18 protein-coding genes are annotated in these 25,121 nt (G+C 72.7%); 9 read left to right on the forward strand and 9 right to left on the reverse strand.

Annotated features, from left to right (window positions below; all coding sequences use genetic code 11):
- Window positions 1-254: 254 nt before the first annotated feature.
- Entirely contained in the window at window positions 255-1,673 is a 1,419-nt protein-coding gene (locus CP981_RS32740; RefSeq protein ID WP_085922498.1) for a hypothetical protein, read from the reverse strand.
- Window positions 1,674-1,973: 300 nt separating this feature from the next.
- On the opposite strand from CP981_RS32740, the gene CP981_RS32745 reads away from it, so the two are divergent.
- Window positions 1,974-3,242 (forward strand): aspartate aminotransferase type Ic, encoded by a 1,269-nt coding sequence (locus CP981_RS32745; RefSeq protein WP_085922497.1) that lies wholly within the window; start codon window positions 1,974-1,976, stop codon window positions 3,240-3,242.
- A 110-nt stretch (window positions 3,243-3,352) separates the two neighbouring features.
- Here the strand turns inward: CP981_RS32745 and CP981_RS32750 are convergent, their stop codons facing one another.
- Window positions 3,353-4,555 (reverse strand): lactonase family protein, encoded by a 1,203-nt coding sequence (locus CP981_RS32750; RefSeq protein ID WP_085922496.1) that lies wholly within the window; start codon window positions 4,553-4,555, stop codon window positions 3,353-3,355.
- A gap of 296 nt (window positions 4,556-4,851) precedes the next feature.
- Here CP981_RS32750 and CP981_RS32755 point away from each other — a divergent pair, with 296 nt between their 5' ends.
- Window positions 4,852-5,940: a tetratricopeptide repeat protein gene (locus CP981_RS32755; protein ID WP_085922495.1), complete on the forward strand. Its 1,089-nt coding sequence runs from the start codon at window positions 4,852-4,854 to the stop codon at window positions 5,938-5,940.
- Here the strand turns inward: CP981_RS32755 and CP981_RS32760 are convergent.
- The gene (locus CP981_RS32760; RefSeq protein WP_085922494.1) at window positions 5,834-7,258 is read right to left on the reverse strand and encodes a lipase maturation factor family protein; all 1,425 of its coding nucleotides are present in this window, start codon (window positions 7,256-7,258) and stop codon (window positions 5,834-5,836) included. The genes CP981_RS32755 and CP981_RS32760 overlap by 107 nt on opposite strands.
- 391 nt (window positions 7,259-7,649) lie before the next feature.
- On the opposite strand from CP981_RS32760, the gene CP981_RS37940 reads away from it, so the two are divergent.
- Window positions 7,650-7,820: a hypothetical protein gene (locus CP981_RS37940; RefSeq protein WP_158092607.1), complete on the forward strand. Its 171-nt coding sequence runs from the start codon at window positions 7,650-7,652 to the stop codon at window positions 7,818-7,820.
- 53 nt (window positions 7,821-7,873) lie between these two features.
- On the opposite strand, the gene CP981_RS32765 is transcribed toward CP981_RS37940, so the two are convergent.
- Window positions 7,874-8,449 (reverse strand): TIGR03086 family metal-binding protein, encoded by a 576-nt coding sequence (locus tag CP981_RS32765; RefSeq protein WP_085922492.1) that lies wholly within the window; start codon window positions 8,447-8,449, stop codon window positions 7,874-7,876.
- Between the two features lie 121 nt (window positions 8,450-8,570).
- On the reverse strand, window positions 8,571-10,400 hold the full coding sequence (locus tag CP981_RS32770) for an alpha-L-fucosidase (RefSeq protein ID WP_085922491.1): 1,830 nt from the start codon (window positions 10,398-10,400) through the stop codon (window positions 8,571-8,573).
- A gap of 308 nt (window positions 10,401-10,708) precedes the next feature.
- On the opposite strand from CP981_RS32770, the gene CP981_RS32775 reads away from it, so the two are divergent.
- Window positions 10,709-12,271 carry an AMP-binding protein gene (locus tag CP981_RS32775; RefSeq protein ID WP_085922490.1) on the forward strand — a complete coding sequence of 521 codons (1,563 nt, stop codon included), beginning with the start codon at window positions 10,709-10,711 and terminating at the stop codon, window positions 12,269-12,271.
- A gap of 30 nt (window positions 12,272-12,301) precedes the next feature.
- On the opposite strand, the gene CP981_RS32780 is transcribed toward CP981_RS32775, so the two are convergent.
- Both CP981_RS32780 and CP981_RS32785 read right to left on the reverse strand, forming a co-directional pair.
- Window positions 12,302-13,144, reverse strand: a complete 843-nt coding sequence (locus CP981_RS32780; RefSeq protein WP_085922489.1) for a nitroreductase/quinone reductase family protein — start codon at window positions 13,142-13,144, stop codon at window positions 12,302-12,304.
- 579 nt (window positions 13,145-13,723) lie between these two features.
- Window positions 13,724-15,832, reverse strand: a complete 2,109-nt coding sequence (locus CP981_RS32785; protein WP_085922488.1) for an alpha-galactosidase — start codon at window positions 15,830-15,832, stop codon at window positions 13,724-13,726.
- A gap of 570 nt (window positions 15,833-16,402) precedes the next feature.
- Between CP981_RS32785 and CP981_RS32790 the strand changes: the two genes are divergently transcribed.
- On the forward strand, window positions 16,403-18,481 hold the full coding sequence (locus tag CP981_RS32790; RefSeq protein ID WP_085922487.1) for a restriction endonuclease: 2,079 nt from the start codon (window positions 16,403-16,405) through the stop codon (window positions 18,479-18,481).
- Between the two features lie 58 nt (window positions 18,482-18,539).
- Here CP981_RS32790 and CP981_RS39290 read toward each other — a convergent pair whose 3' ends face one another.
- Window positions 18,540-18,671 (reverse strand): alpha/beta fold hydrolase, encoded by a 132-nt coding sequence (locus CP981_RS39290; RefSeq protein ID WP_280117050.1) that lies wholly within the window; start codon window positions 18,669-18,671, stop codon window positions 18,540-18,542.
- A 216-nt stretch (window positions 18,672-18,887) separates the two neighbouring features.
- On the opposite strand from CP981_RS39290, the gene CP981_RS32800 reads away from it, so the two are divergent.
- From CP981_RS32800 to CP981_RS32815, 4 genes are all read left to right on the forward strand, one after another.
- Entirely contained in the window at window positions 18,888-19,976 is a 1,089-nt protein-coding gene (locus CP981_RS32800; RefSeq protein WP_085922486.1) for a tetratricopeptide repeat protein, read from the forward strand.
- A gap of 108 nt (window positions 19,977-20,084) precedes the next feature.
- Window positions 20,085-21,254, forward strand: coding sequence for a CapA family protein (locus CP981_RS32805; RefSeq protein ID WP_085922485.1), 1,170 nt, complete (start codon window positions 20,085-20,087; stop codon window positions 21,252-21,254).
- A gap of 118 nt (window positions 21,255-21,372) precedes the next feature.
- Window positions 21,373-23,826, forward strand: a complete 2,454-nt coding sequence (gene uvrA, locus CP981_RS32810; protein ID WP_107429485.1) for an excinuclease ABC subunit UvrA — start codon at window positions 21,373-21,375, stop codon at window positions 23,824-23,826.
- 82 nt (window positions 23,827-23,908) lie between these two features.
- The gene (locus CP981_RS32815; RefSeq protein ID WP_042160858.1) at window positions 23,909-24,121 is read left to right on the forward strand and encodes an EF-hand domain-containing protein; all 213 of its coding nucleotides are present in this window, start codon (window positions 23,909-23,911) and stop codon (window positions 24,119-24,121) included.
- A gap of 9 nt (window positions 24,122-24,130) precedes the next feature.
- Here CP981_RS32815 and CP981_RS32820 read toward each other — a convergent pair whose 3' ends face one another.
- Window positions 24,131-25,090, reverse strand: a complete 960-nt coding sequence (locus CP981_RS32820; RefSeq protein WP_085922483.1) for a LysR family transcriptional regulator — start codon at window positions 25,088-25,090, stop codon at window positions 24,131-24,133.
- Window positions 25,091-25,121 lie beyond the last annotated feature (31 nt).

Raw genomic sequence — 25,121 nt, forward strand, 5'->3', positions numbered from 1 at the left:
CCGAACGTACGAGCCGCGCCCCCCGGCCCCCCTCTGCGACACCCGGCCTTCCCCCGAACGCCACGCCCCGCGGCCCTGGTTGCCACCGCCGGGCCGGGAGCGTGCCGGACCCCGCCCGGCCCAGGAGCCCCGACGAGGGCGTGCCCGTGCCGCGGCGGCCGCTGGGCCGTGTGGTGCTCATTCCACCGGCGTGGGCGGTGCGGGTCGCCACCGGGGTGATCACCTCCGGCTGACCCGCCTGGTGGGCCCGGTGGTCACGCCAGGGTGTCGAGCGCGTCCTCGGCCAGGCCGGCCAGATACCGGGGACAGCCCCAGGCCTCGGCGCCCCGGGCCTCCTCCGGGGCGGCGAACTCGGACGGTGCGTAGAGGTGGTTGAGGTGCGCCTGGAAGTCCGGGTAGGCGGGCGGATGGGCCTCGTCGTGCGCACATGCCGCGTCGGGCGCGGCGGTCCGGACGCCGACGAGCACCTCCCGGATCTCCTCGCCGACGTCCGGGGCCAGGTCGACGGCCTCCGCGCACCACAGGACCAGGAGCAGCAGCACCAGACGCTCCCGCGGGCTGTCGTCCCCGGTGGCCGCGTACCGCCGCGCGGCCCAGCGCACGGCGTTCTCGGCCTCCCAGGACTTGTCGTACTCCGCCGCGTCGAAGCAGTCCGTGAGCGCGCCGATGTCGAGCCGTCCGTCGGCGCGGGTGTACGTGCCGTCCAGGAGACGGTCGTCCCGGGTGCCGGCGAGCGAGTCCCGCGCGTAGCGCAGATTGCTCAGTGCCTCCTCGGCGAGGCCGCGCAGGAAGCCGTGGCACAGCCACCCCTTCAGGAGCTCGTCGGCGCTCCCTGCCCGGAGCTGGGCCCGGCCGCCGGGACTGCGCAGGAAGTAGCCGGTCATGGCGTCGCCGCTCGGGTCGCCGGACGGCTTCGGGTGCTCGGCGGCGGTGTGCGGGCAGGAGGTGTCGCGCAGGAGCGGCAGCGCCGCCTCCAGGCCCGTGATCATGTCGTCCAGCACGGGCTTTTCGGTGATCAGGCCGGAGGCCGCGTACCACTGGCTCGCGTGCAGGGTGACGACATACCCGGCGAGCACCCCCTTCGTCGGCCGGCGGGGGAGGGCGCCGGCCTGGAAGGACAGCTCCTCGCCGGGGACGCCGTAGGGGTAGCCGTTGAGGAGCGACGACAGACTGCTCAGGCGGCTCGTGTGGGCGGCAGGGATCCGCTCGGGGAGGCCGCCCACCGTGAACGGGTCGAGGACGTCGGCGGTGAGCCGGGCGAAGCCGGCCACGTTGGCCGGGCAGCGCCAGGTGTCGCCCTCGGGCGCCGGGCCTACCAGGCTCTTCAGCTCGGGCCCGGCCAGCCACACCTCGTCCGCCAGGAGCTCCTTCAAGGCGTCCTCATACGGGTGGGAGGTATGGGGGCACGGCACTTCCTTCAGGGCCCGGTCGACGGCGAGGAGCGCGTCCAGCGCACTTCGGGCAGCCTCCGGTCCCGGCCGCCAGGCGAGGTAGCCGGCCATCCGCACCAGCCCGAACGTCCACAGCTGCGCCTGCTCGCCGCCAGGGTCGGCAAGCAGGCGGCGGGCGCAGTCCCGTACGAGCGGATCCGCTGCGGCGCCGTCCGAGGCCGCCGAGACGTGCCCCCACGCCTCGATGAGCCGCCGGTTCCGGGTGTCAGGAGTGTCGATCATGCTCGGTACGACGATGCGGTGCCCGTGCGGGGTTCCTCGCCGTCCGGCGGCGGGCCGGTGCCTCGTGGCCGGGAGCGGCGACCATCTGCGCACACCTCGGAAAGCGCTCATCGAAGCCCATAACGGGTGTAAAGCCGCGAACGGGTACAGCGAAGAGGCCCGGAACCCCGTCATGCCGGGCCCTAGCAAGATCCGCCTGGGGCTGGCCGGGGCGTTCGAACGGCGGTTTGTATCCTCGGCAGGCAGTACCGAAGCCCCGGGCACCGTCCCCGCGGCGCCACCGGCCTGAGAGGAAACACCATGACCACCGAGCTGAGCGCCGACGCCCTGAGCGGGCTCCTTGAGCAGGCCCGCAAGGACTATCAGGATCTCGCGGGGCGTGGGCTCTCGCTGAACCTCACCCGGGGCAAGCCGGCGCCCGAGCAGCTCGACCTCTCCGCGGACCTGCTGAGCCTGCCGGCCGGGCGGCACACCGCCGCCGACGGCACGGACGTGCGCAACTACGGTGGTCTTCAGGGACTGCTGGAGATCCGGGAGATCTTCGCCGATGTGCTCCAGGTCCCGGTCGGGCAGCTTCTCGCGGCGGGCAACTCCAGCCTTGAGCTGATGCACGACTGCCTGGTGCACGCCCTGCTGAGCGTGCTGCCGGGCGCCGAGTCGCGCTGGGTGGACCAGGAGCGGATCGCGTTCCTGTGCCCCGTCCCGGGCTACGACCGGCACTTCGCGCTCTGTGAGCGGTTCGGGATCGAGATGATCCCGGTGCCGATGACGGCCGAGGGGCCGGACATGGCGGTCGTGGAGCGGCTGGTCGCCGAGGACCCGGCCGTCAAGGGCATCTGGTGCGTCCCGAAGTACAGCAACCCGGACGGGGTCTGCTACAGCGACGCGACGGTGGCCCGGCTGGCCGCGATGAGCGCCGCCGCGCCCGATTTCCGGATCTTCTGGGACAACGCGTACGCCGCCCACCACCTCACCGACGAGCCGGCCGAGATAGCCGACCTGCTCGCCGCCTGCGCGGAGGCCGGGAACCCGGACCGTGCGTTCGTCTTCGGCTCCACCTCGAAGATCACCGCGGCGGGCGCCGGTGTCGCCTTCTTCGGCTCGTCGCCCGCGAATGTGCAGTGGCTGCTGGGCAACAACGCCAAGCGGTCGATCGGCCCGGACAAGGTCAACCAGCTGCGGCACGCGATGTTCCTGCGGGACGCCGACGGGGTGCGGGCCCACATGGAGCGCCAGCGCGCCCTGCTCCAGCCGAAGTTCGAGATGGTGGCCCGGATCCTGGAGACGGAGCTCGGCGGCACCGGCCTCGCCCGGTGGACCGACCCCAAGGGCGGCTACTTCGTCACCCTCGAAGTGCCGGACGGCTGCGCCAAGGAGGTCGTACGCCGGGCCGCCCAGGCGGGCATCGTGCTGACCCCGGCCGGCGCCACCCACCCGTACGGCGACGACCCGCGTGACGCCACCATACGGATCGCGCCCAGCTACCCGGGCCTCGCGGAGCTGGAGCAGGCCATCGAGGGCCTCGCCGTCTGCGTCCGGCTCGTGGGTTACGAGCAGCAGGCCGCCTAGGAATCTCCGCCGGCCGACGCGGCTCGGACCGCGTCGGCCGGCCGGCCCCTTCCGCCGCCGCAGCTCGTAAGCGGCCGGCAGCACGGCCACCGTCGACCCGTGCGCCGGGCTCACCGAGGCAGTACGCACACCGGAACCGGAGCCGTGAACGGCGCACCCGCGCGCCGAAGCTCCCCGGTCCCGGCGTTTACCGAGAACACCGTCACCGAACCCGACTTCTGGTTCGCCGCGAACAGCCAGCGCTGATCCGGCGAGAAGGCGATCTGCCGGGGGAAGTCCCCGCCCACGGGCACGGTGTCCAGCAGCCGCAGCCGGGCCCCGGCCGCCTCCACGGCATAGCGGGTCAGGCTGTTGTGCCCCCGATTGGCGAGATAGGCGAAGTCGCCGCGCCGGGTGACCAGGAGCTGTGCGGGATAGCTGGTGCCCGGACCGGTGCCGGTGGACTGCGGCGCACCGGGGGTGAGCCGTCCGCTGCGGCGGTCGTAGCGGCAGACCACGACCGTGTTGTCGACCTCGTTCGCGAGGTACGCGTAGTCGCCGGAGGGATGGAAGGTCAGATGCCGGGGGCCGGCCCCGGGGCGCAGCGACGCGGACGACACCTCGGTCAGCTTTCCGGCCGAGGTGTCGAGCCGGTAGGTGTAGACGGTGTCATTGCCGAGGTCCACCGCGAGCACATGGCGGCCGTCCGGGGCGGTGAGGACCTGGTGGGCGTGCGGCCCGTCCTGGCCGGGGCCGGGCGGTGGGCTGGAGTGGGTGACCAGATCGGTGCGCTCGCCCAGGGCGCCGGTGGCCCGGTCGACCGGATGCACGGCGACGCTGCCGGAGAGGTAGTTGGCGCTGAGCAGCCAGCGTCCGCCGGGGTGGACCGACAGATGACAGGGGCCCGCGCCGCCGGTGGACCGGGTGCCCAGCACCGCGGGCGGGCCGCCCGGCCCCAGCGCCATGGCGGTCACCCCGCCCTGCTCCTGCTCGTCGACCGCGTAGAGCGTCCGGCCGGACGGCGCCAGGGCGAGGTACGAGGGGTCGGCGACCCCCGCCACCACCCCGCCGGCCGTGATCTGCCCGGTCACCGTGTCATACGTCCCGAACCCGACGCCGGTACCGCCGCCCGGGACCGAGGTGTAGGTCCCCAGGAAGAGCGGACGGATGCGCGGCGGGCGGGGTTCCGGGCGGTGGGTGGCCCGGGCCGGTCCGGGGTCCCGGATCGACAGCAGCCCCGTCCCGGCCGTCGCGGTGAGCCCCGCGACGGTGCCGAGGAACCGCCGGCGTCCGGTCCCGGTCCCGGCCGGTGTTCCGGTGTCTTCTGCTTCCATGCCACACCTCGTGCTCGCGGTCGGTGGTCCGTGCTCGGGTGGTTGTCAGCAGGGTGTCCCGTCCCGGCCCGCTCGGGCAAGCAGCGCACCCCGCGGGGCGCGGCGCGCCGGGCTCGCGGGTCTCCCTTAGGTGGGATGACCCTGACGGACCCGTACATCCTCAAGATGACCATGGTCCTCATCCGTAGCACTCGAGTCGTACGGCACAACCCATACGCGGGCGGATTCGCCGGACCCCCCACCGCCCATAGGTTGTTGATCAAGGCACGGAGATGAGTCGAGAGGGCCACGGATCTATGTACGGCAAGGCATTCGCCCCTGAATATCAGGGCGAGTTGGGCGCGGCCCTGGGTGTGAACTCCTCCTACGAGGAGGTGCTGGCGACGGCGAGCCGGGCACACGCCGACGCGGGCACACCGCTGGAGCGGTCCCGGGCCGCACTCGCGGTCGCCGAGGCCAACCGCCGGCTCGGCCGGGTGACGGAGGCGGGGGACGCCTGGCGGGAGAGCTACCGCAGCGCCCGCACCGCCGGCGACCCGGGCGCCATGGCCTGGGCCCTGTGGAGCGGCGGCACCCTGGCCCGCCAGTGCGGCACCCTGCCGCTCGCCCGCCGGCTGCTCACCCACGCCGTCGCGCTGGCCGAGGGCAGCGGCGACCGCCTCGCCCACGGCTACTCGCTCGCCGGCCTCGCCGAGACCGGTCGCATACAGGGCGACTACGCCGCGGTCGCCGAGCTCCATGAGCAACTGCTCGAACAGGGCCGGGCGCACGGCGAGGCCCGCCACATGGTCTGGGCGATGTCCGGCATAGCCCAGATGCACCGCAACACCGGCGGCTACGACAAGGCCCTGGAGCTGTTCGAGGAGTCCGCCCGGATCGCCGCCGAGGCCGATGACGCCCGCGGCCGCGCCTGGTCGCTGCGCGGTGTCGCCGATGTCCTTTCCGTACAGGGCGAGACGGACCGAGCGCTGGCGCTGCTGTCGGAGGCGGAGACCATCTGCCGCACGATGGACCTGGCGAGCGCGCTCGCGTACAACCACAAGATGCGCGCCAACGTCTTCTACCGGGCGGGCCGTTACGAGTCGGCGCGGGAGACCTACACCCTCTCGCTGGCGGAGTTCCGCGAGATGCAGGAGCCGCGCGGCGTGGCGCTCTCCCGGCTCGGCCTCGCCAAGTCCCGTGCCCGCCTCGGCCGCGACGAGCAGGAGACCCTGGCCGAACTCGCCGCGCTGGAAAAGGACTTCACGCGCATCGGACTGCGCCATGCCCGCGATATGGTCATCGCCTTCCGCGCAGAGCTGACCGCGCCAGAGGCGGCAGAAACTCCCGCTCCTCGGTGCGATGCCACCACGCCCCGGTATCCCGCAGTTCCCGCCAGGACGTGAAGCGGTAGCGGAAGACCCGGGCCCGGATCCGGGCCGGCGGCAGATCGGGGAACGGATTGCCGCGCAGCAGCCGCAGCGTATCCCGGTCGTTCTCCAGCAGCCGGGCCACGAACGGCACGAACCACGCCTGTGCGTAGGCCGGGGACAGCGCGGCGAACCACATCAGCCAGTCCAGCCGCAGGTGATACGGCGCGAACTGGCGCGGCAGCCGGCGCACCGCACCCGGCTTGCCGTGGAACTCGTACGCGAGCCAGGTGGTGTCCGGCCCGGTCACCGCGTCCGCCGTCCCCTCCACCACGATCTCCCGGCGGACCCGGGTGATACTGCCGAACGCCCCGTACGAGTTGACCAGATGCAGCGACTCGTAGGACGTGTTCATCAGCTGCTGCCGGGCCAGCAGATTGCGGGCCGGGCGGTAGCTGAGCGCGAGGACCCCGGCGGTGGCGAGGAGGACCAGGACCTCGAACCAGACGGGCGGCGCCGGCAGCGGCGCGGCGGGCTGCGCCCACAGCGGGGCGGCCGCCGACAGGGCGAGCGCGATGGTCACCCAGTTCAGCCAGGCGAAGTTGCCGGACAGCACCAGCCACAGCTGGGTGACCACCATCACGAGCGCCGCCCACCCCGCGATCGGCTGCGGGGTGAACAGCAGGACCGGCACGGCGAGTTGGGCGGCATGGTTGGCGGCCACCTCGACCCGGTGCAGGGGCTTGGGCAGATGGTGGAAGAACCAGCTCAGCGGCCCCGGCATCGGCTGGGTCTCATGGTGGTAGTAGAGGCAGGTCAGATCCCGCCAGCAGGTGTCGCCGCGCATCTTGATCAGCCCGGCCCCGAACTCCACCCGGAACAGCAGCCATCGCAGCAGCCACATGACCGTCACCGGGGGAGCGGTCTCGGCATTGCCGAGGAACACCGCCAGCGAGCCCGCCTCCAGCAGCAGCGACTCCCAGCCGAAGCCGTACCAGGTCTGCCCGACGTTCACGATGGACAGATACATCGCCCACAGCGCGGCCCACAGCACCATCGACGCCCACAGCGGCACGGCGTCCGCGGCCCCCGCCGCCACCGCCGCGGCGAGCAGGACCCCGCTCCACGACCACAGGGCGAAGAAACGGTCCGAGTAGTGCCAGTGGAAGACCGAGGGCGCCGCGCGGAACGGCACCATGTCCACGTAAGCGGGCACCGGCAGCATGCCGCGCGCACCGATCAGTGCCCGGAACTGCCGCACCGCCGCGAGGAACGCGACCACATAGAGAACGGCCAGCGTGCGCTGGAAGACCAGCCGCCCGAGCCAGTAACCGGAATCGGAGAACCATGCCACCCGCCCATGGGTAGCACCGCGGCCGCGCGCTCCGCGGCATGGCGCGCGGCTTCGGTGGCTGGATCCTTCGCTCCTTCCCAGCGTTGAGGAGCGAGGCGAATGCAGCAACCGCAGGGCCGTTGGAGTGAGTGATGTGCATCACAAAACTCACCCTTTTGCCCCGTCATTGAGGGGGGCGTTATTCGCGCTTTCCGAGGACTTGACTTCCGCAACGGAAAACGTCGAGCGCGCCGCGTGCGGCGTCGTTACTCTGAGGGGCGACGGACGACCTTTCTGGGAGACGCCAACACCATTGGCCCGTCGCGGGAACGCCACAAACCTTGGCTGACCTCCCGGTTTGTGAAAGAGGCGCCACCGCGTCGGAACCAATACCTCGATGAAGGAGTGCGTGGTGGCTGTGCATAAGGCTCAACACAAGCAGCCCCGTTTGAAGCGGGGCGAGCGGCCAGGCCGGATCAAGGAAGTCCGCAATCTGGAAGTCTGGGACCGCTGTGCCCCGGTGCGCCTGGCCGGCTGTGACGACGATCCCGCCGAGCCGAATATCTTCCGCGGCATCGACTGATCGGCTGATCTCAGGTGTGGCGCCGGCCTTGACCCGTGGGCCTCCCTCCCGGGTCAGGGCCGGCGCCCGAGCAGGCACAGCAGCCGGGTGAGCGCGTCGGCGTCCGCCGGCGGCTCGACCGCGGGGGCGAACAGCCCGGAAGCGGAGAGCCCGGGGGCATACGGCTCCACCTCACGCAGCGCCGCCGCGGCCAAGTGGTCGGGCAGCCGCTCCTCGGCGCCGATCGCCCGGGACAGATCCCAGGTGTGCACCACCGCGTCGGCCATCATCTGGGTGCAGTACGCGCCGGCCCGCTGGGTGCCGTAGGACAGCTGGACCGGGCGGTTCAGCGCACCGCGCTCGGCGAACGCCGCCACGGCGGCCACCGCCGCGCGGTCCCAGGCTCCGGCCGGGTCGTCCCCGAGCACATCGCCGTCATACTCCGCGCCGACGTCCGTGATCGAGGCGCCGTCGCGCACCAGGCGGGGCACCCACAGCTGCTCGGCGGTGAGGTGGTTCACCAGCGCGCGCACCGACCAGTCCGTGCACGGCGTGGGGCCGTCCCACTGGTCGTCGCGGACGGCATGCACCCGGGTCCCGAAGAGCGCGAGAGCCTCGCCATGGCTTCGCAGGATCTCGTCGTTGTCCATGCTCCCCGAGCATAGGAGCGGGCACCGACAACGGCGCCCCGACGCAGGGCCGGTCACCTCAGGGCCCGCGGTGACCCGAACGGCCCAACGGGGGCGGTCGATTTCCCGTCCCCGGCCGAGGTCAGTCGGCGTAGAGCTGACCCCGTGGCACGATCTGCCGGTCCTGGCTCGGGCTGGACCACAGCAGCTTCATATGGGCCTCGCCGGTCTGCTCCGTGTAGTCGATCCGGATACGGTGCCGGTGACCGGCTTTCAGGGTGACCGTCCCCTTGTCGACCTTCGGGCCGTGTGGGGTGGCGCTGTCGATCACCGGCTTGCCGTCGATCCACAGCCGCACGGTGTCGTCCGAGACCGTGGTGAAGGTGTACGTCTCGTCGTAGCGCGGCTGGATGCTGCCGGTCCAGCGGGTGCTGAAGTGATCGGCGGGGATCTCCGGGGCCGGTGAGCCGTCGAAGCGGTAGGACTTGTTCACCGTCGGGTCGACGGCGGTCGCCGCGGGCGGGCCGGAGAAGGAGTCATTGGCCCAGCTCTGTGCCGTCAGCCCGGTGCCGTTGCCGGCGGGCGCCGCGGCCGGCGGCCGGATGGTGAGCCGGATGACGCTCGCCCGCGCATCGGTGGCCGCGCCGGACGGAGTGAGGTCGAAGCCGTCCCCGGAGCGGGCGATCTTCACCTGCTGGGAACTTCCCAGCACCCGGGCGGCGGTGATGTCGAACGGCGCCCTGGCCGTGAGGTGGAGGGGAGCGCCGGCAGCCGGCCAGGAGGTGACCGAGGCATACAGCTCGTTGCCCCGGCGGGAGACCGCGCCCCAGGGCGGGTCCGCCACCAGCCCGGTGTGCCCGGCCCCGTACACCGCGTCGCCCTGACCGTGCGCGGCCAGCCAGCGGCCGGTCTCGCGCAGCCGGTCGACGGACGGCTGCGGGATGCGCCCGAGCCGGTCCGGCCCTACGTTGAGCAGATAGTTGCCGCCGCGGCCGGCCACGTCCAGCAGATTGCGCAGCACGGTCTCCGACGACTTCCAGTGGGTGTCGTACTTGGCGAAGCCCCAGTGGTCGTTGAGCGTCATACAGCTCTCCCACAGCTGCCCGTCCACCGGCTCCGCCGGGATCTCCTGCTCCGGCGTGCCGAAATCGCCGTCGACCACCTCGCGCTTGCCGACGCGGTTGTTGACGATCAGACGCGGGTTCAGGGTGTGCAGATACGCCTGGAGGTCCGCACCGTCCCGGCGGGACCAGGGGTTGGTGGGGTTGTCCGTGTCCCACTCGCCGTCGAACCACAGCAGCGCCGGGTCATAGGTGTCGATCAGCTCCTTGAGCTGGGCGTACATCCGCTTCTGGTAGCGCGGGAAGGTGCCCGGGCCGGCGAAGTCCGGGTCGTGCCAGTCCCAGATCGAGTAGTAGAAGCCGAGCTTGATCCCGGCGGCGTCGGCGGCCTTCTTCAGCTCGGCGAGGAGGTCGCGCCGCGGGTCGAAGGCGGAGTGATCGCGCAGATTCCAGGTGTTCTGCCGCGTCGGCCACATCGCATAGCCGTCATGGTGTTTGGCGGTGATGACTATGTAGCGCTGACCGGCGTCCTGCGCCGCCCGGACGATCGCGCGGGCGTCGAAGGCGGACGGATTGAAGGTGGCTGCCTGCCGCTCGTACTCCTCGTCCGGGATCCGGCACTCGCGCTTGATCCACTCCGCGTTGCGGCAGACCGTGCCGTCGGGCCGGGTGTACTCGCCCTCCAGATTCGAGTACGCGCCGATGTGGATGAACATCCCGAAGCGGCTCTGCCGCCACCACGAGGTGCGCGCCGAGGTGAAGGGGTCGTCGGTGGCGTGGTTGGTGCCGGGGCCGGCGGTGGGCCGGGGCGGGGGCTGCGCGGCGGCCCCGGGGCCGCCGGCGGTCAGCAGCAGGGCGCCCAGCGCCCCCGTCAGTCCCAGCAGCCCGAACCGTCTTGTGCGGCTGTGCATCGCTCGCTCCTCGGGTCAGTTGGTCACGTACGTGCCTCCTGTGCCATCCCGCATGGTGCAGCCCCCGCACCCGGACCGGAAGACCCCGGGCGCCACAAACATCGGAGCACCTTGGGGAAAGAGGCGCAGAGTTGGGGGAGTTGACCGCTGGTGAGCCGGGAGACCTCGGATCTAAGAGGGGTGCGGGGGAGTGGCCGAGAAGGGGGCGTTCGATGGCCGGAACCGGTGCTGACGCATGGTCAGTGCCCTGGCGGGTAGCGCCCCTTGCCGGTTCAATGAGCGAGCCGGTCGCACTCACTGGAGGCACCATGGAAGCCGTCGTCCGATCCGCCGCCGGGGCCCCGGCCATCCGCTGTGCGGGCCATGAACGCGACTATCCGGCCTTCCTCGACCGTGCGGCGCGGATAGCGAACGGCCTGGTGGAGTGGGGAGTCGAGCCGGGCGACCGGATCGCCGTGGTGCTGCGCAACGAGCCCGCCCATCTGGAGATCACCGCCGGCGCCGCGCTCCTCGGTGCCTCGGCGGTACCCGTCAACTGGCACTTCCGCCACCACGAGCTGCGGCATGTGCTCACCGACAGCGGCAGCAAGGTCGTCTTCGTACACACCGATCTGCTGGCCGCGGTGTCCGCCGTGCTGCCCGACGGCGTACGGATCGTCGAGGTGGCCGTCCCGGCCGGTGTCGCGGCCGCCTGCGGGATCGCCCTGCCGCCGCCCACCGGCGCACACCCGCTGCTTGACGACTGGCTGGAGGGCCGCGCACCGCTGCCCGAGGCCGCCGCGGAACGCCCGCCCACCATCATCTACAGCTCCGGAACCACCGGCCGCCCCAAGGGAGTGCTGCGCGAACCCGTCGCCGCTGACCGGCTGGAGGAGGCGGTGCTGCGGTTCCTGGAGTACTTCGCCGTCGCCCCCGGCGGCCGTACGCTCATCCCCGCCCCGCTCTACCACGCATCGCCCAGCCAGCACGCCGTCCTCGCGCTCGCGGCCGGGCTGGACATCACGCTGATGCCGCGCTTCGACGCCGAGGAGTTCCTCCGGCTGATCGCACACCACCGCATCGAGCAGGTGCAGGTGGTGCCCACGATGTTCGTACGGCTGCTGCGACTGCCCAAGGACGTCCGTGAGCGCTACGACCTGTCCTCGCTCACCTCGGTCGTGCATGCCGCGGCGCCATGCCCGCCGCATATCAAACACGCCATGATCGACTGGCTGGGACCGGTGCTCCGGGAGTACTACGGCGGCAGTGAGACCGGCGCCGTGACCTGGTGCGACAGCGCGGAGTGGCTGGCCCACCCCGGCACCGTCGGACGGGCCACCGGCACCTGCGGGGTCGAGGTGCTCGGCCCCGACGGGGAGCCGCTGCCGACCGGCGCCACCGGCGACATCTACCTCAAACCCGCCGAGGACTGGCCCCGGTTCACCTACCTCGGCGACCCGGACAAGCGCGCCGCCATGGAAGCGGCGGGCCTGCCCGGGTACGTCACCATCGGCGACATCGGCCATCTCGACGCCGACGGCTATCTCTACCTCAGCGACCGCCGCAACGACATGGTCATCTCCGGCGGGGTCAACATCTACCCCGCGGAGATCGAGGGCTGTCTGCTGGCCCTCGACGGGGTCCAGGACGTGGCGGTCTTCGGCATCCCCGACGAGGAGTTCGGCGAGGTCCTCGCCGTGCATCTGGAGACCGAACCCGGCGTGCTGCTGAGCGCCGAGACGGTACGTGCCCATGTCGCGGCGCGGCTCGCCGGGTACAAGGTCCCCCGGGCCGTGGTTTTCGAGGAGCGGCTGCCGCGCGATGAGTCGGGAAAACTCTTCAAGCGGCTGCTACGGGATCCGTACTGGGCGGGACACGACGGCGTCATCTGACCGTCGTGCCCGCCCGGCGGATCCCGCGGTTCAGCACATTCCGCCGTCGAGGACCGGAATCAACTGCTCTTCCTCATAGGTGAGATGGTCTTCCACCTCCTTTGTGAGGCGCTCGACTTCGGCGAGCACTTGCTGGGGATCCGCGTCCTGGGTGGAGATGGCTTTCTGGAGGGCGGCGAGGAGGACCGCGAGTTTCTGGTGTTCCTCCTGAAGTCGCTCAAGGGCCGGTGCGAGTTCGGGGTGGTTCCGGCCGAGCATCGGAAACATTCCGGCGTCCTCACCGGTGTGGTGATTGTTCAACCCCTGGCAGAGGGTCAGACAGTTCACCCGGAGCTGGGCGCCGAGCCCCGGGCCCGATGCGGCGATTTCCTTGCGGATCAGGGCGAGTTCCTGGCGGAATCCGTCGTGTACGGCCTTGAGTGCCGCGCCCGCCGAGGACGCGTTGATCTGCGGCGGCCCGGCCGGGATTTCCTCCAGGGCCACCACCGGAAGGATGCGCTCCGTCCTCTCCTGGTAGTCGGACCAACCGGGATCGGTCGCGGCCGCGCGGGCGAAGGCCTGGTCGCGTTCGGCGCCTTCCAGGACAACGGCCTGCGCCTCATAGGTGAAGACGCTGGCCTCGACGGTGACACGGGGATGGGCCACCAGGTTGTGGTACCAGGCCGGATGCTTCGGGGCGCCGGCGGCCGAGGCGATGACCAGGACCCGTCCACCGCCGTCGGGAAGGTAACCGAGCGGAGTGGTGTGCGGGGCGCCGGACCGCGCACCCGTAGTGGTCAGCAGAAGCAGTCGGCCGCCCTCGAAGGGGCCGCCGACACGCCCGCCGTTGGCGCGGAACTCCTCGATGATCTGTCGGTTGAAATCGATCGGCATATTCGGTGTTTTCTCCAGGATGGGAAAGTACGGGTGAGCCCGCCGAGGTATGCGGGCAGCGCGAAGAAACCCTGCGGGGGAGACGGGGAGCCGCTCATCGGGCAGGGCGAATTGACCTCGGGCGAAAAGCATTCGTCCGGGGCGCGGGCGCCGTAAAGGCGGATACGGAAAGGGCGCGCGGTTGCGCGAAAGATGCGTGCGGAAGCGGGGCGCGGGCAGGGTGGAACCCGTACGCGAGCCGAACCCGCAGGAAAAGGAGAGCGCGCAGCGCGCGAAAGCTGAAAGAGCGGAGGGGGCGGGCCTCTTGGCGCCCGCCTGGCGGTCACGTGGTGACCGGGAACCTCACTCGCTCATGGCACATGGCCGACCCGGTAGTCACGCGACAAAGGTAATGCCATAAAGGAAAGAAGGCAACGCGCAGGCGAAATCAGTGCCAGGGGCCCGTACTTTCGGTGCCGGAGCGGGCGGCGCCCCTACAGGGGAGTCGAACTCGCCGCCACGGACAGCCGGTTGTATCCCCGCCACGGACGGCCGGTTGCATCCCCGCCACGGATGACCGATCGCGTTCCCGTCACCGGCTCACTGCCGTACGGCCTCCAGCAGCACCAGCCGCTCCGGGAAGAGCGTCGGCGCCTGCACGCCCACCTCGGCCAGTACCCGTCCCGGCAGGGTCACGCCCCGCTCCCACCAGGGCAGCGGGGAAGTGACCGGACCCTCCGGGCGGTCCCCCGGCGCCAGCGGCGACAGCAGGTAGTCCGCGTCCGGCTCCAGCCCCGGCAGCCGCACCCGCCCGGCCGGGGACTGCACACTCGTGGCCATCTGCACCAGCGCGAACACCGCCCGCCCGGCGTCCCCGGCCACCACACCGTGCACCCACAGCGCCGGGTCGGGATGGTCGCCGCGCACCACCGTCCCGCTGTGCAGCAACGGCCGCAGCGCCCGGTACAGCGCCACCCACTCGGCCAGCCGCGCCCGTTCCGCCGCGCTCGCCGCCGTCAGGTCCCACTCGATCCCGAAGTGACAGAACAGCGCGGTCCCCGCCCGGAAATCGAGGGTGTGCCGCCGTCCCGTCGTATGCGCGACCGGCGCCCCCACATGCGCGCCGAGCAGCTCCGGCGGCAGCAACAGCCCGGTCCAGCGCTGGATGTGCTGCCGCTCCAGTGCATCGATGCAGTCGCTGGTCCACACCCGGTCGGTACGCTCCAGTACGCCCAGATCCACCCGTGCGCCACCGGACGCACAGGACTCGATCTCCAACTGCGGGTGCAGCATCCGCAGTTCGTCCATCAGCCGGTAGGTGGCCGTCGTCTGGTGGTGTGCGGCGGCGTCCACGAGGTCCCGGTTGTGGTCCCACTTCAGATAGTCGATGGGGTGCGCGCGCAACAGGGTGTCCAGCCGTTCGCGGACATAGGCGTACGCCTCGGGGCGCGCCAGATCGAGGACCTGCTGATGGCGGGAGGCCGGTGGCAGCCGTGACGGGGAGTCGGCCAGGATCCAGTCCGGGTGTGCACGGGCCAGATCGGAGTCCGGGTTGATCATCTCCGGCTCGGCCCACAGCCCGAACTGCATCCTCAGCCCCCGCACGGTGTCGATCAGCGGCCGCAGCCCGTCCGGCCAGACCGACGGGTCCACATACCAGTCACCGAGCCCGGCATGGTCGTCCCGCCGTCCCCGGAACCAGCCGTCGTCCAGCACGAACCGCTCGGCGCCGACCTCGGCCGCGGCCCGTGCCAGCCGCTCCAGCGTGGCCAGGTCCTGGTCGAAGTAGACCGCCTCCCAGGTGTTGAGGGTGACCGGCCGGGGCGAGGCCGGGTGTCCGTCGCGGGCCCGCAACTCGCGGTGGAAGCGACCGGCCAGCTCGTCCAGACCGTGGCGTCCGTAGGAGCCGTGGAGCCAGGGGGAGTGGTAGGTCGCTCCCGGGGCCAGTCGGAGCTCGCCCGGCAGCAGCAGTTCGCCGCCGGCCAGCACCGCCTGCCCGGCCGGGGTGCGTTCGGCGAGCGTGCGATGGTTGCCGCTCCAGGCCACATGCAGCCCCCACACCTCACCGGACCGGAAGCCGAAACCCGCCTCCCCGGCGGTCAGCAGCAGCGTCGCATCGCTGCCGGTGCGCCCGCGCCGGCCCTCCCGCAGATGCGTGCCCAGCGTGAACGCATGTCGTTGCGGGGCACGTTCGCGCAGATGCCGTCCGGTGAGATCGAGAAGCTCGGTGGCCTGCGCGGGGAGCGGCAGCGCGGGCGTCAGCCCATTGAGGTGGTAGGGCCCGTCGCCGGTGTTGGTGACCGCCGCGCGCATCCGCACCAGCCCGGCATCCGTCAGCCCGACCTTCAGCGTGAGCGCCAGACCGCCGTCCGGGTCCACCGCCTCGACGGTCAGCCGCCGGCTCTCGTCCTCCACGGACCCGCCACGCACTGTGAAGGCGGGCGCGGCGGTACGGCCCGCACGATGCCCGCTCAGCCCCGGGGTGCCGGGCCAGCCCGCGGACTGCTGGGGCAGCACGCTCACCGGAACCGGCTCGTCCAGCGCGTTGGGGACGGTCTGGGGGACGTCGGCGGCGCGCAGCCCGCTGAGCCGGGCGGGCGCGACCGCACCGAGGTCGGCGCCCCAGTGCACGACGCGCGGCAGACCGGTACCGGACACGTCCAGCACCAGGCTGGTGCCGGCGGCCCGGAAGTGCAGGAGGTCGTCCATGGCGGGATCCCTTCGTGACGGCCGGGAGGGCGGGGTGTACCGGGTGCGGGCGGTAGAGCGCGGGCGGTGGGACGGACGGAACGGCGCGGGCGGTGGGACGAAACGGCGCGTCCCCGCTGCGAGAGGTACCGGACGTACCACCCGGCGCACCAGAGGGCCTCGGGCCGCCACGATGCACCCGCAGGTAATCGACCCGTACCCCGAGGGCTGGAACGTGCGGGGCACCGCACCACCGACGCACCGGAAGGACGTCCCACGACCGCATACGGCCTCGCCGAAGCTGCGGGCGGCGGTCGGATGAAGCCCGGCCGGGGGCCCGGGGCGGCGGCCGGGCGACGCCCGTAGCGGCGCCGACACACGCCCGGCGAAGGCACCCGCGAAGGCACCCGCGAAGGCACCCGCGAAGGCACCCGCGAAGCCCCCGCGAAGGCTCCCGCAAAGGGGGCCGATTCTTCCTACCCGACCGTGACCGGCCGCTCCCTCCCCCGCTAAAGTCTCACCAACAGCGCAGGTGAAACCGCTTCCACAGGGTCCGGGGGCAGCCGCCCCGGGGGGAGGACACAGAGCGACATGAGCCGCCGTTCCCACGGGTTAATGGCCATCTGGGCCGAGGCGCAGCGGCAGCAGCAGCGCCAGCAGGAAGCCCAGCGCCGCGCGCGAGCACAGCAGCAGCGCGACCAGGAACGGCAGGCCAGGGACGCGGAACGGGCCATGGCGCGGATGCACCGCGAGCGGCAGACGGCCTACCGGCAGCAGCGCGAGGCCGACGCCCGCCGCCGCACCGAGGAGCTGGACAGCCGGGTCGCCGCACTGACCGGCCTGCTCGCCGAGGGCTGCCGCGCCCCCGCGTTCTCCCCGGACGCGCTGCTGCGCCGCGAGCGCATCGAGGAGTTCGCGCCCGGCGCTCTCGCCACCCCGGTACCGATGCCCGACCCGGCGCGCTATCAGGCCCCGCCGGGCGGCTGGCAGGTCGGCGTCCGCCGGGACCGCGCCCAGGGGGAGGCCCGCGCCCGCTACGAGCAGGACTGGTATGCCGCACAGGCCGCCGAGAGCCGGCGGCAGGCCCAACTCGCGGCCTACCGGCAGCAGTACGACCAGTGGGCCACGGGCACCCTCGCCGGGATCCGGCAGCACAACGCCGGGATGGCGGAGCTGCTGTCCGGCCTGCGCGACGGTGACCCGGACGCCGCCGTCGAATACTTCTCCGCCGCGCTGTACTCCTCCACCGCCTGGCCTGAGGGCTTTCCCCGGCAGGTCGCCGCCGCGTACGACCCGGCGGCCCGCCAGCTCGTCCTGGACTGGGAGCTCCCCGGCTACGACATCGTGCCGGAGACCAAATCCGTCCGGTACATGCCCACCGCCGACCAGGAGAAGGAGACCGCCCGGCCGGCCGCGCAGCGCCGGGCGCTCTACCGCGATGTCCTGGCCCAGAGCGTGCTGCTGGTGTTGCGTGACCTCTTCGCCGCGGACACCTACGGCACGCTGGACTCGGTGGCGCTCAACGGGTTCGTGGACGATGTGGACCCGGTGACCGGCCGCCCCGCCCAGGTGTATCTGGCGACCGTCATGGCGGCCCGCGGCGCCTTCGACGCGTTCCACCTCGCGCAGGTCAGCGCGGTCGAGTGCCTGACCGAGGGGCTGCGCGGGCAGCTCGCCGCGCGCCCCGACCAGCGGACCGCGGTCCGCCCCGGACGCCTGCCGGGCGACGTCGGGGGCGAGGTCGTCGCCCACGGCACCGACAGCGAACCGGATCTGTATGAGATGGACCCTCTGGCCTTCGAGAACCTGATCGCCGAGCTGTTCCGCGCCATGGGCATGCAGGCCGTGACCACCCAGCGCTCCGGCGACGGCGGGGTCGATGTGGACGCGCTGGACCCCGACCCGATCCGCGGCGGCAAGATCGTGGTGCAGGTCAAGCGCTACCGCCACACCGTCCCGCCGACCGCCGTGCGGGATCTCTACGGCACGGTCCAGGCCGAAGGCGCCAACAAGGGCGTGCTGGTGACGACCTCCCGCTTCGGCCCCGGCTCCCACACCTTCGCCAACGGCAAACCCCTCAGCCTGATCGCCGGCTCCGAACTCGTCGATCTGCTCGGCCGGTACGGGCTGCGCGGACGGCTCGGCACGGACGCTCCGGCCGGTTCCGCGGTCGCCGAGGAGGCGCCGGACCACAACATCCTCGGCATGAACTGGTCCGGCGAGGTAGCCCTCGACGTCTGCGCCCTGGTGTGCAAGGGGACCAGCGTCCTGAGCGACGACCACTTCGTCTTCTACAACAACCCGCGCAACCCGGACGGCTCGGTGCGGATACTGCCCGGCTTCGCACCCGACCGGGCCGCGATACAGGTGCGCTTCGAGGCGCTGCCGCCGGACGCCGACCGGCTGGTCCTGGTCGCGGCGATCGACCCCCAGGTCAACCCCGACGCCGACCTCTCCGGCTTCACCGACGCCCGGATCCGGCTGCTGGACGCGTCGGGGGAGGAGCTGGGACAGCTGGAGGTCTCCGAGGGACGCCGCGGCGAGACCGCCCTCGTCCTCGGCTCGTTCCGCCAACGGGCGGGCGGCGACTGGGACTTCGTAGGCGGCGGCAAGGGCTTCCCCGGCGGCCTGGAGGCACTGGTGCAGGAGTACGGCATCGACGTCGCCTGACGGCCGCGGCCGCGGTCCGGCTCCCGGCACGCCCCGGCCCCCTCGCGGTCGGCCCGGGTCAGCTCTCCCACAGCCGGGCGAGAACGGCGTTCACCTCGTCCGGCCGGTCCTGATGCGGCGCGTGGCCGGCGCCGGACACCCGCACATGACGGGCGCCGATCGCCCCGGCGAGGTATTGGCCGCAGGCCATCAGCGTGAGGCGCGCCCTTCGACCGACGCCGGGGAGTGTCCCCGGATGGCCGATTGTGGTGGGTGGGCCGGACGTGACGCGCCGGGCCCGCGCGCGGAACTACCCGCATGGCGGTCGCTGCGGGCCGTGGGGGTGATCAAGGCTGGCCGGAGGGACGACGGTGGTGGGAACGGTGACGTGATGGTGCGGAAAGAAGGGCGCCGGTGGGGCGCGAGGGTGGCGAGGCTGCGGTGGGGCGGGCAGCTGCGGGCGGCCAGGAGGGACGTCGCCACGCACCGTGCTCAGGCGGAGGCCGATGCGGACCCTCGTTACCGACTCGCGCTCGCGCGGTCCCAGTGCGCCCTCGGTGAGCTGCTGGCGAAGGTGGACCGGCCGGATGAGGCGCTGCCGCATGTCGAGGAGGCCGTCGACCTCTGTCGTCCACTGGCCGACACCGAACTCGCGCGTCATCGCGCCGTCCTCGCCATGTGTCTGGGCGTTCTCGGCGAACTGCTGACGGCGCTGGTCCGGCCGGCCGCGGCGCAGGCCGCGAAGGACGAAGCCGCCGCCCTGGAGAGGGAGCCCGCGGACATCGTCGCCTTCTACCGCGAGCTGGCCGAGGCCGACCCCGACCGCGGCCGCCCCGCGCTCGCCGCCGCCCTGCACTACCAGGCCTCCTGGCTGAAGCAGCACGACCGGCCGGATGCGGCGCTGCCGCTCGTCGAGGAAGCCATTGCGCTCCGCCGCGGTCTGGCGGAGGCCGACGCGGACCCGCTCCGCCGTATCGCGCTCGCCCGGTCCCTGTGCTTCCTCGGCGAGCTGCTGGGGCAGTTGGACCGGCCGGCCGAGGGGCTGCCGCTGGTGGCGGAAGCCGTCGAGCTCCGTCGTGACCTGGCAGCGGCCGACGCGGACCCGCGCCGCGGTATCGCGCTCGCCCTGTTCCTGCGCGCCCACTGCCGGCTGCTGCTGCAACTGGACCGGCCTGCGGAGGCGCTGCCGTTCGCCCGGGAAGCCGTCCGTCTCTGGCGGCGGGTGGCGGAGTCCGAGGCCGGTGACCGCCGCTACCGGGCCGGTCTCGCCGTCTCGCTGCACACCCTCGGCGAGCTGCTGGCGAAGCTGGACCGGCCGGCCGAGGCGCTGCCGTACGCCGAGGAAGCCGTCGACCTCCACCGTGCGGGTATCGGCCTCCTCGGCCGCCACCGTCTCGCGGGCGCCCTGCGCACCCTCGGTGACGTGCTGGCGGCGCTGGACCGCCCGGCCGAGGCACAGGCGGCGCAGGACGAGGCGACGGCCCTCGATGGGGAGACGGAAGCGGACACGCCGTGAGCCGTCCGGCCGCCCGATGGCGGCAGTGGTGAATCCGTACGGGGGAGAGCCGCGGACACCGGCGTCTCGCGGCATTTCCGGTCATGTCCCTGCTGATATCTGTCGGGGATGAGCGCGCACACCCGGTATGCAGCCGTCGTCCTGCTCGCCGCGCTGGCCGTGGGCTGCACCCGCCCGCACCCCGTCCCACGGCCCGCCCTGCGGCCCTCCCCGGAACCCACCCCGCGGGCCCATGCCGGCGCCCCCGTCACCCGGGCCGCCGACAGGCAGCCCTTCACCCTGGTCGCCGCCGGGGACGTCCACCCCTCCGACCGGGAGGTGCTCGCCACGGCCCGGCGGGACGCAGCGCACGACGGGTACGACTACCGGCCGATGCTCAAGGGCGTGCGGCCGGTCATCTCCGCCGCCGATCTGGCGCTGTGTCATCTGGACGCGCCACTCGGACCGCTGACCGGGCCCTTCACCGGCTACCCCGTCCTACAGGCGCCCCCGCAGATCGCCACCGCACTGAAGGCGACCGGCTACGACTCCTGTGCCACCGCCTCCCACCATGCCCTCGACCGCGGTGTGCCGGGTGTGCGGCGCACCCTGGAGGCGCTGGACACGGTCGGGCTGCGCCATGCCGGCTCGGCCCGGGACGCCGCCGAGGCGGCCCGTCCGGCGCTGCTGCGGGCTCCGGGCGGCGCACGGGTGGCCCAGCTCGCGTACACCTACGGCACCGGGAGCGGGCGGCGTCCGGCGTACGCGCCATGGGCGGTGAATCTGCTCGACGCCAAGCGGATCGTCAAGGATGCCCGGGCGGCCCGCCGGGCCGGGGCCGATGTCGTGGTCGTCAGTCCGTACTGGGGGACGGAGTACCGAACGGCCCCCGACGCGCGGCAGATCCGGCTGGCCCGGCTGCTCACCGCCTCCGAGACCGGCGGCCGGCCCGATATCGATCTGATCGTCGGCACCCGTGCGCACACCCCGCAGCCGTACGAGAAGGTCAACGGCACCTGGGTCGTCTACGGCCTCGGTGACCAGCTCTCCGGCGTCATGAAGCAGCCGAGCGGCAACTGGGGCAGCATCGCCCGCTTCCGGTTCGCCCCGCCGCACCGCGCCGGTGAGCGCTGGCGGGTCACCGCGGCCGAGTACGTCCCGCAGTTCGCCCAGCAGGGGGCACGGGTCCGGGTACGCGATCTCACCAGGACCGGCGGGCACGACCGGATCCGCAAAGAGATCGGCAAGGCGGTGCTGAGCCGGGGCGCCGGGGCCGACGGGCTGACGATGGGACGGTGACCACGCGGCTCCGGGCCGGTGCCGGGGCGGTTCCCGGCGATCGGCGCCGCCACGGCCGCCGGCTGAGACACCCCGAGGCGGTGACCGATCACCGCCGGCGGTGCCCGATCATGGAGGGATGGCCGACTCGTATGTACGGGTGCGCGGCGCCCGTGAGCACAACCTCCGCACCATCGATGTGGACATCCCGAGGGACGCGCTGGTCGCGTTCACCGGGGTGTCCGGATCGGGCAAGTCCTCCCTCGCCTTCGGCACCCTCTACGCCGAGGCGCAGCGCCGCTACTTCGAGTCGGTGGCCCCCTACGCCCGGCGGCTGATCCACCAGGTCGGCGCGCCCAAGGTCGAGGACATCACCGGACTGCCGCCCGCCGTCGCCCTGGAACAGCGGCGCTCCGCGCCCACCTCCCGCTCCTCGGTCGGCACCGTCACCACCCTCTCCAACACCCTGCGGATGCTCTTCTCCCGCGCCGGCGACTACCCGGAGGGCACGGCGGAACGGCTCGACTCCGACGCCTTCTCGCCCAACACGGCGGCCGGGGCCTGCCCGGAGTGCCACGGCCTGGGCACCGTCCACCGCGTCACGGAGCAGTCCCTCGTGCCCGACCCGGCGCTCTCCATCGGGGAGGGCGCCATCGCCGCCTGGCCCGGCGCCTGGCAGGGCAAGAACCTCCGCGACATCCTCGCGGCCCTCGGCCATGACATCGACCGGCCGTGGCGCGAGCTGCCGCAGGCCGACCGGGACTGGATCCTGTTCACCGACGAACAGCCCGTCGTCACCGTCCACCCCGTACGCGACGTGGGCCGCATCCAACGCCCCTACAAGGGCCAGTACATGAGCGCCCGGCGCTATGTGCTGCACACCTTCGCCGACTCCAAGAGCGAGACGCTGCGCAAGCGCGTCCAGGGGTTCATGGTCGCCGAGCCCTGCCCGGTGTGCGCCGGGCGGCGGCTGCGCCCCGAGGCGCTGGCCGTGACGTTCGAGGGCCAGGACATCGCCACCCTCGCCGGGATGCCGCTCGGCGCCCTCGCCGAGCTGCTGCGCCCCACCGCCGCACGGGCCGACGACGAGGTGGCCCCCACACTGGCCCGCGACCTGGTGGCCCGCATCGAGGTGCTCACCGAACTCGGGCTGGGCTACCTCAGCATGGACCGGCCCTCGCCCACCCTGTCCGCCGGTGAACTCCAGCGGCTGCGGCTGGCCACCCAGCTGCGCTCCGGCCTCTTCGGCGTCGTCTACGTCCTGGACGAGCCGTCCGCCGGCCTGCACCCGGCCGATACGGAGGCCCTGCTCACGGTGCTCGGCCGGCTCAAGGAAGCGGGCAACTCGCTGTTCGTCGTCGAGCACGACATGGACGTGGTGCGGCGCGCCGACTGGATCGTGGACATCGGCCCGCGCGCCGGGGAACACGGCGGTCAGGTGCTGCACAGCGGGCCGGTCGCCGGGCTCGCGGACGCCACCGCCTCGGCCACCCGCCGCTTCCTCTTCGACACCGCACCGCCCGCCGCGCGCACGGTACGCCGCCCCGCGGGCACCCTCACGCTGCGCGGCGTCAGCCTGCACAATCTGCGCGGTCTGGACGCCGTCTTCCCGCTCGGCGTCTTCACCGCCGTCACCGGCGTCTCGGGGTCGGGCAAATCGACGCTGGTCACCCGGGTGCTCGCGGAGGCCGTGCGGGAGCACGTCGGCGAGGGGGCGCCCGAGGCGGGCGAGGAGGCGGCCGAGGCCGGGCCGATGGCCCGCGCACAACTCGCCGGCGCCGAGGGCCTGGCGGCGATCGACCGGCTGGTGCGCGTCGACCAGAAGCCGATCGGCCGGACCCCGCGCTCCAACCTCGCCACCTACACCGGCCTCTTCGACGCCGTACGCAAGGTCTTCGCCGCCACCGACGCGGCCCGCGCCCGCGGATACACCGCCGGACGGTTCTCCTTCAACGTCACCGGCGGCCGCTGCGAGACGTGCCAGGGCGAGGGCTTCGTCGCCGTCGAACTGCTCTTCCTGCCCGGTACGTACGCGCCCTGCACCGCCTGCCACGGCGCCCGCTACAACCCCGAAACCCTGGAGATCACCTACCGTGACCGCACCGTCGCCGAGGTCCTCGCGATGACCGTGGACACGGCCGCGGACTTCCTCGCCGACATCCCGGCCGCCGCCCGCAGTCTGCGCACCCTCCAGGAAGTGGGCCTGGGCTATCTGCGGCTCGGCCAGCCCGCCACCGAGCTGTCCGGCGGCGAGGCCCAGCGCATCAAGCTCGCCACCGAACTCCAGCGGACCCGCCGCGGCCACACCCTCTACCTCCTCGACGAGCCCACCACCGGCCTCCACCCCGCCGACACCGAGGTGCTGCTGCGCCAGCTGCACGGTCTGGTCGACGCCGGCCACACCGTGGTGGTCGTCGAGCACGACATGGGGGTGGTGGCCGGCGCCGACCATGTCATCGACCTCGGTCCCGGCGGTGGCGCGGACGGCGGCCGGATCGTGGCGACGGGCACCCCGGCCGAGGTCGCGGACGCGCCCGGGAGCCGGACCGCCCCCTACCTGGCCCGGCGGAGGGCGCGGCCGGACGCTTGTTGACGGTCCGCTAATGTACGCAGGTCAGATCACCAGGTATCACCACCGCGCAGCACTGCGCAGCACCACGAAGGGGGCACCTCACATGGCAGACATGGAGAAGGCCAGGGCGGCGTTCGACCGGTTCGACGCGGACGGCGACGGCCAGGTCACGCCGGAGGAGTTCAAGCACGCGATGGCCGAGATGGGCGACCCGTTCGTCACCGGCCCGGTCGCCGAGGCGGTCATCAAGGCCAAGGACACCGACAGCGACGGCCGGATGTCCTTCGACGAGTTCTGGCAGGCCCTTCAGGCCTGACCCGCCCGCTCACACCCCCTTCGCTTCCCGTTCGCCCGCGGCCGCGCGCAGCGCCGCCAGCCCGCGGGCGACCGGGGGCCGGCGCTCACTGCCGCGCCGCACGGCCGCCAGGAACCGCCGTACCGGGAGCGGCTCGCCGCGCAGCGGCACCCGTACGACCGGGCAGCGCTCCGGCACCGGCGCCAGCCTCGGTATCAGACAGATCCCGAAGCCGTGCGCGACCAGGGCGGCGACCGCGTACCAGTCCACCGCGTCATGGCGCACCCGCGGGGTGAAGCCCGCCGAGGCACACGCGGTCAACAGCAGCTGATGCTGATCGGCCGGATCCCCGGCACGAATCCAGCTCTCCCCGGCCGCCTCCGCCAGCGTCACGCCGTGCGCCACCCGCCCCGCGAACCGGTGCCCGGCCGGCACCAACAGGTCCTGCGGCTCCTCCAGCACCGGCCGCTGGGTGAAGCGCGCATCGTCCGACGGCGGCAGCTCCCGGTCCGCACGCCGAGAGCCCGGGGGAGGGCCGCCCGGCGCCGGAATCACCACGGCGATATCCGCCCGGCCGGTCAGCAGCAGCTCGAAGCGGTTCTCGCCCGGGTCCTCGCCGATCTCCACCGCCAGCCGCGGCAGCTCCTCGCGCAGCCGCGCCACCGCCGGTGCGATCACCCCGGCGATCGCCGTCGCCACCCCCGTGATCCGCAGCCGCCCGGCCACCCCGTCCCCGTATCCCGCGAGATCCGCACGGGCCTCCTCCCAGCGCGCGAACAGCGCATCGGCGTGCTCGACCAGCGCCAACGCCGCCGGAGTCAGGCGTACGTTGCGGCCGGCCGGCTCCAGGAGCTCCAGCCCCAGCCGGGCCGACAGCTGCCGCAGCTGCTGGGAGACCGTCGACGGGGTCAGATGCAGCGCCTCGGCGGTCGCGGTGACGGTGCCCCGCTGATGCAGGACGCGCAGGGTCTGTAACCGGGGATCGATCATGCGGGGAAAGCGTAGACGCCCGACCCCCGCT

The organism is Streptomyces platensis (assembly GCF_008704855.1).
In the GTDB taxonomy this organism is placed as follows: Bacteria; Actinomycetota; Actinomycetes; order Streptomycetales; family Streptomycetaceae; genus Streptomyces; species Streptomyces platensis.

Excerpts from the sequence above, each read along its gene's own strand:
- CP981_RS32740 (WP_085922498.1), bottom strand. The coding sequence starts at position 1,673 with ATGATCGACACTCCTGACACCCGGAACCGGCGGCTCATCGAGGCGTGG.
- CP981_RS32745 (WP_085922497.1), top strand. The coding sequence starts at position 1,974 with ATGACCACCGAGCTGAGCGCCGACGCCCTGAGCGGGCTCCTTGAGCAG.
- CP981_RS32750 (WP_085922496.1), bottom strand. The coding sequence starts at position 4,555 with ATGGAAGCAGAAGACACCGGAACACCGGCCGGGACCGGGACCGGACGC.
- CP981_RS32755 (WP_085922495.1), top strand. The coding sequence starts at position 4,852 with ATGTACGGCAAGGCATTCGCCCCTGAATATCAGGGCGAGTTGGGCGCG.
- CP981_RS32765 (WP_085922492.1), bottom strand. The coding sequence starts at position 8,449 with ATGGACAACGACGAGATCCTGCGAAGCCATGGCGAGGCTCTCGCGCTC.
- CP981_RS32770 (WP_085922491.1), bottom strand. The coding sequence starts at position 10,400 with ATGCACAGCCGCACAAGACGGTTCGGGCTGCTGGGACTGACGGGGGCG.
- CP981_RS32775 (WP_085922490.1), top strand. The coding sequence starts at position 10,709 with ATGGAAGCCGTCGTCCGATCCGCCGCCGGGGCCCCGGCCATCCGCTGT.
- CP981_RS32780 (WP_085922489.1), bottom strand. The coding sequence starts at position 13,144 with ATGCCGATCGATTTCAACCGACAGATCATCGAGGAGTTCCGCGCCAAC.
- CP981_RS32785 (WP_085922488.1), bottom strand. The coding sequence starts at position 15,832 with ATGGACGACCTCCTGCACTTCCGGGCCGCCGGCACCAGCCTGGTGCTG.
- CP981_RS32790 (WP_085922487.1), top strand. The coding sequence starts at position 16,403 with ATGAGCCGCCGTTCCCACGGGTTAATGGCCATCTGGGCCGAGGCGCAG.
- CP981_RS39290 (WP_280117050.1), bottom strand. The coding sequence starts at position 18,671 with ATGGCCTGCGGCCAATACCTCGCCGGGGCGATCGGCGCCCGTCATGTG.
- CP981_RS32805 (WP_085922485.1), top strand. The coding sequence starts at position 20,085 with ATGAGCGCGCACACCCGGTATGCAGCCGTCGTCCTGCTCGCCGCGCTG.
- uvrA (WP_107429485.1), top strand. The coding sequence starts at position 21,373 with ATGGCCGACTCGTATGTACGGGTGCGCGGCGCCCGTGAGCACAACCTC.
- CP981_RS32815 (WP_042160858.1), top strand. The coding sequence starts at position 23,909 with ATGGCAGACATGGAGAAGGCCAGGGCGGCGTTCGACCGGTTCGACGCG.
- CP981_RS32820 (WP_085922483.1), bottom strand. The coding sequence starts at position 25,090 with ATGATCGATCCCCGGTTACAGACCCTGCGCGTCCTGCATCAGCGGGGC.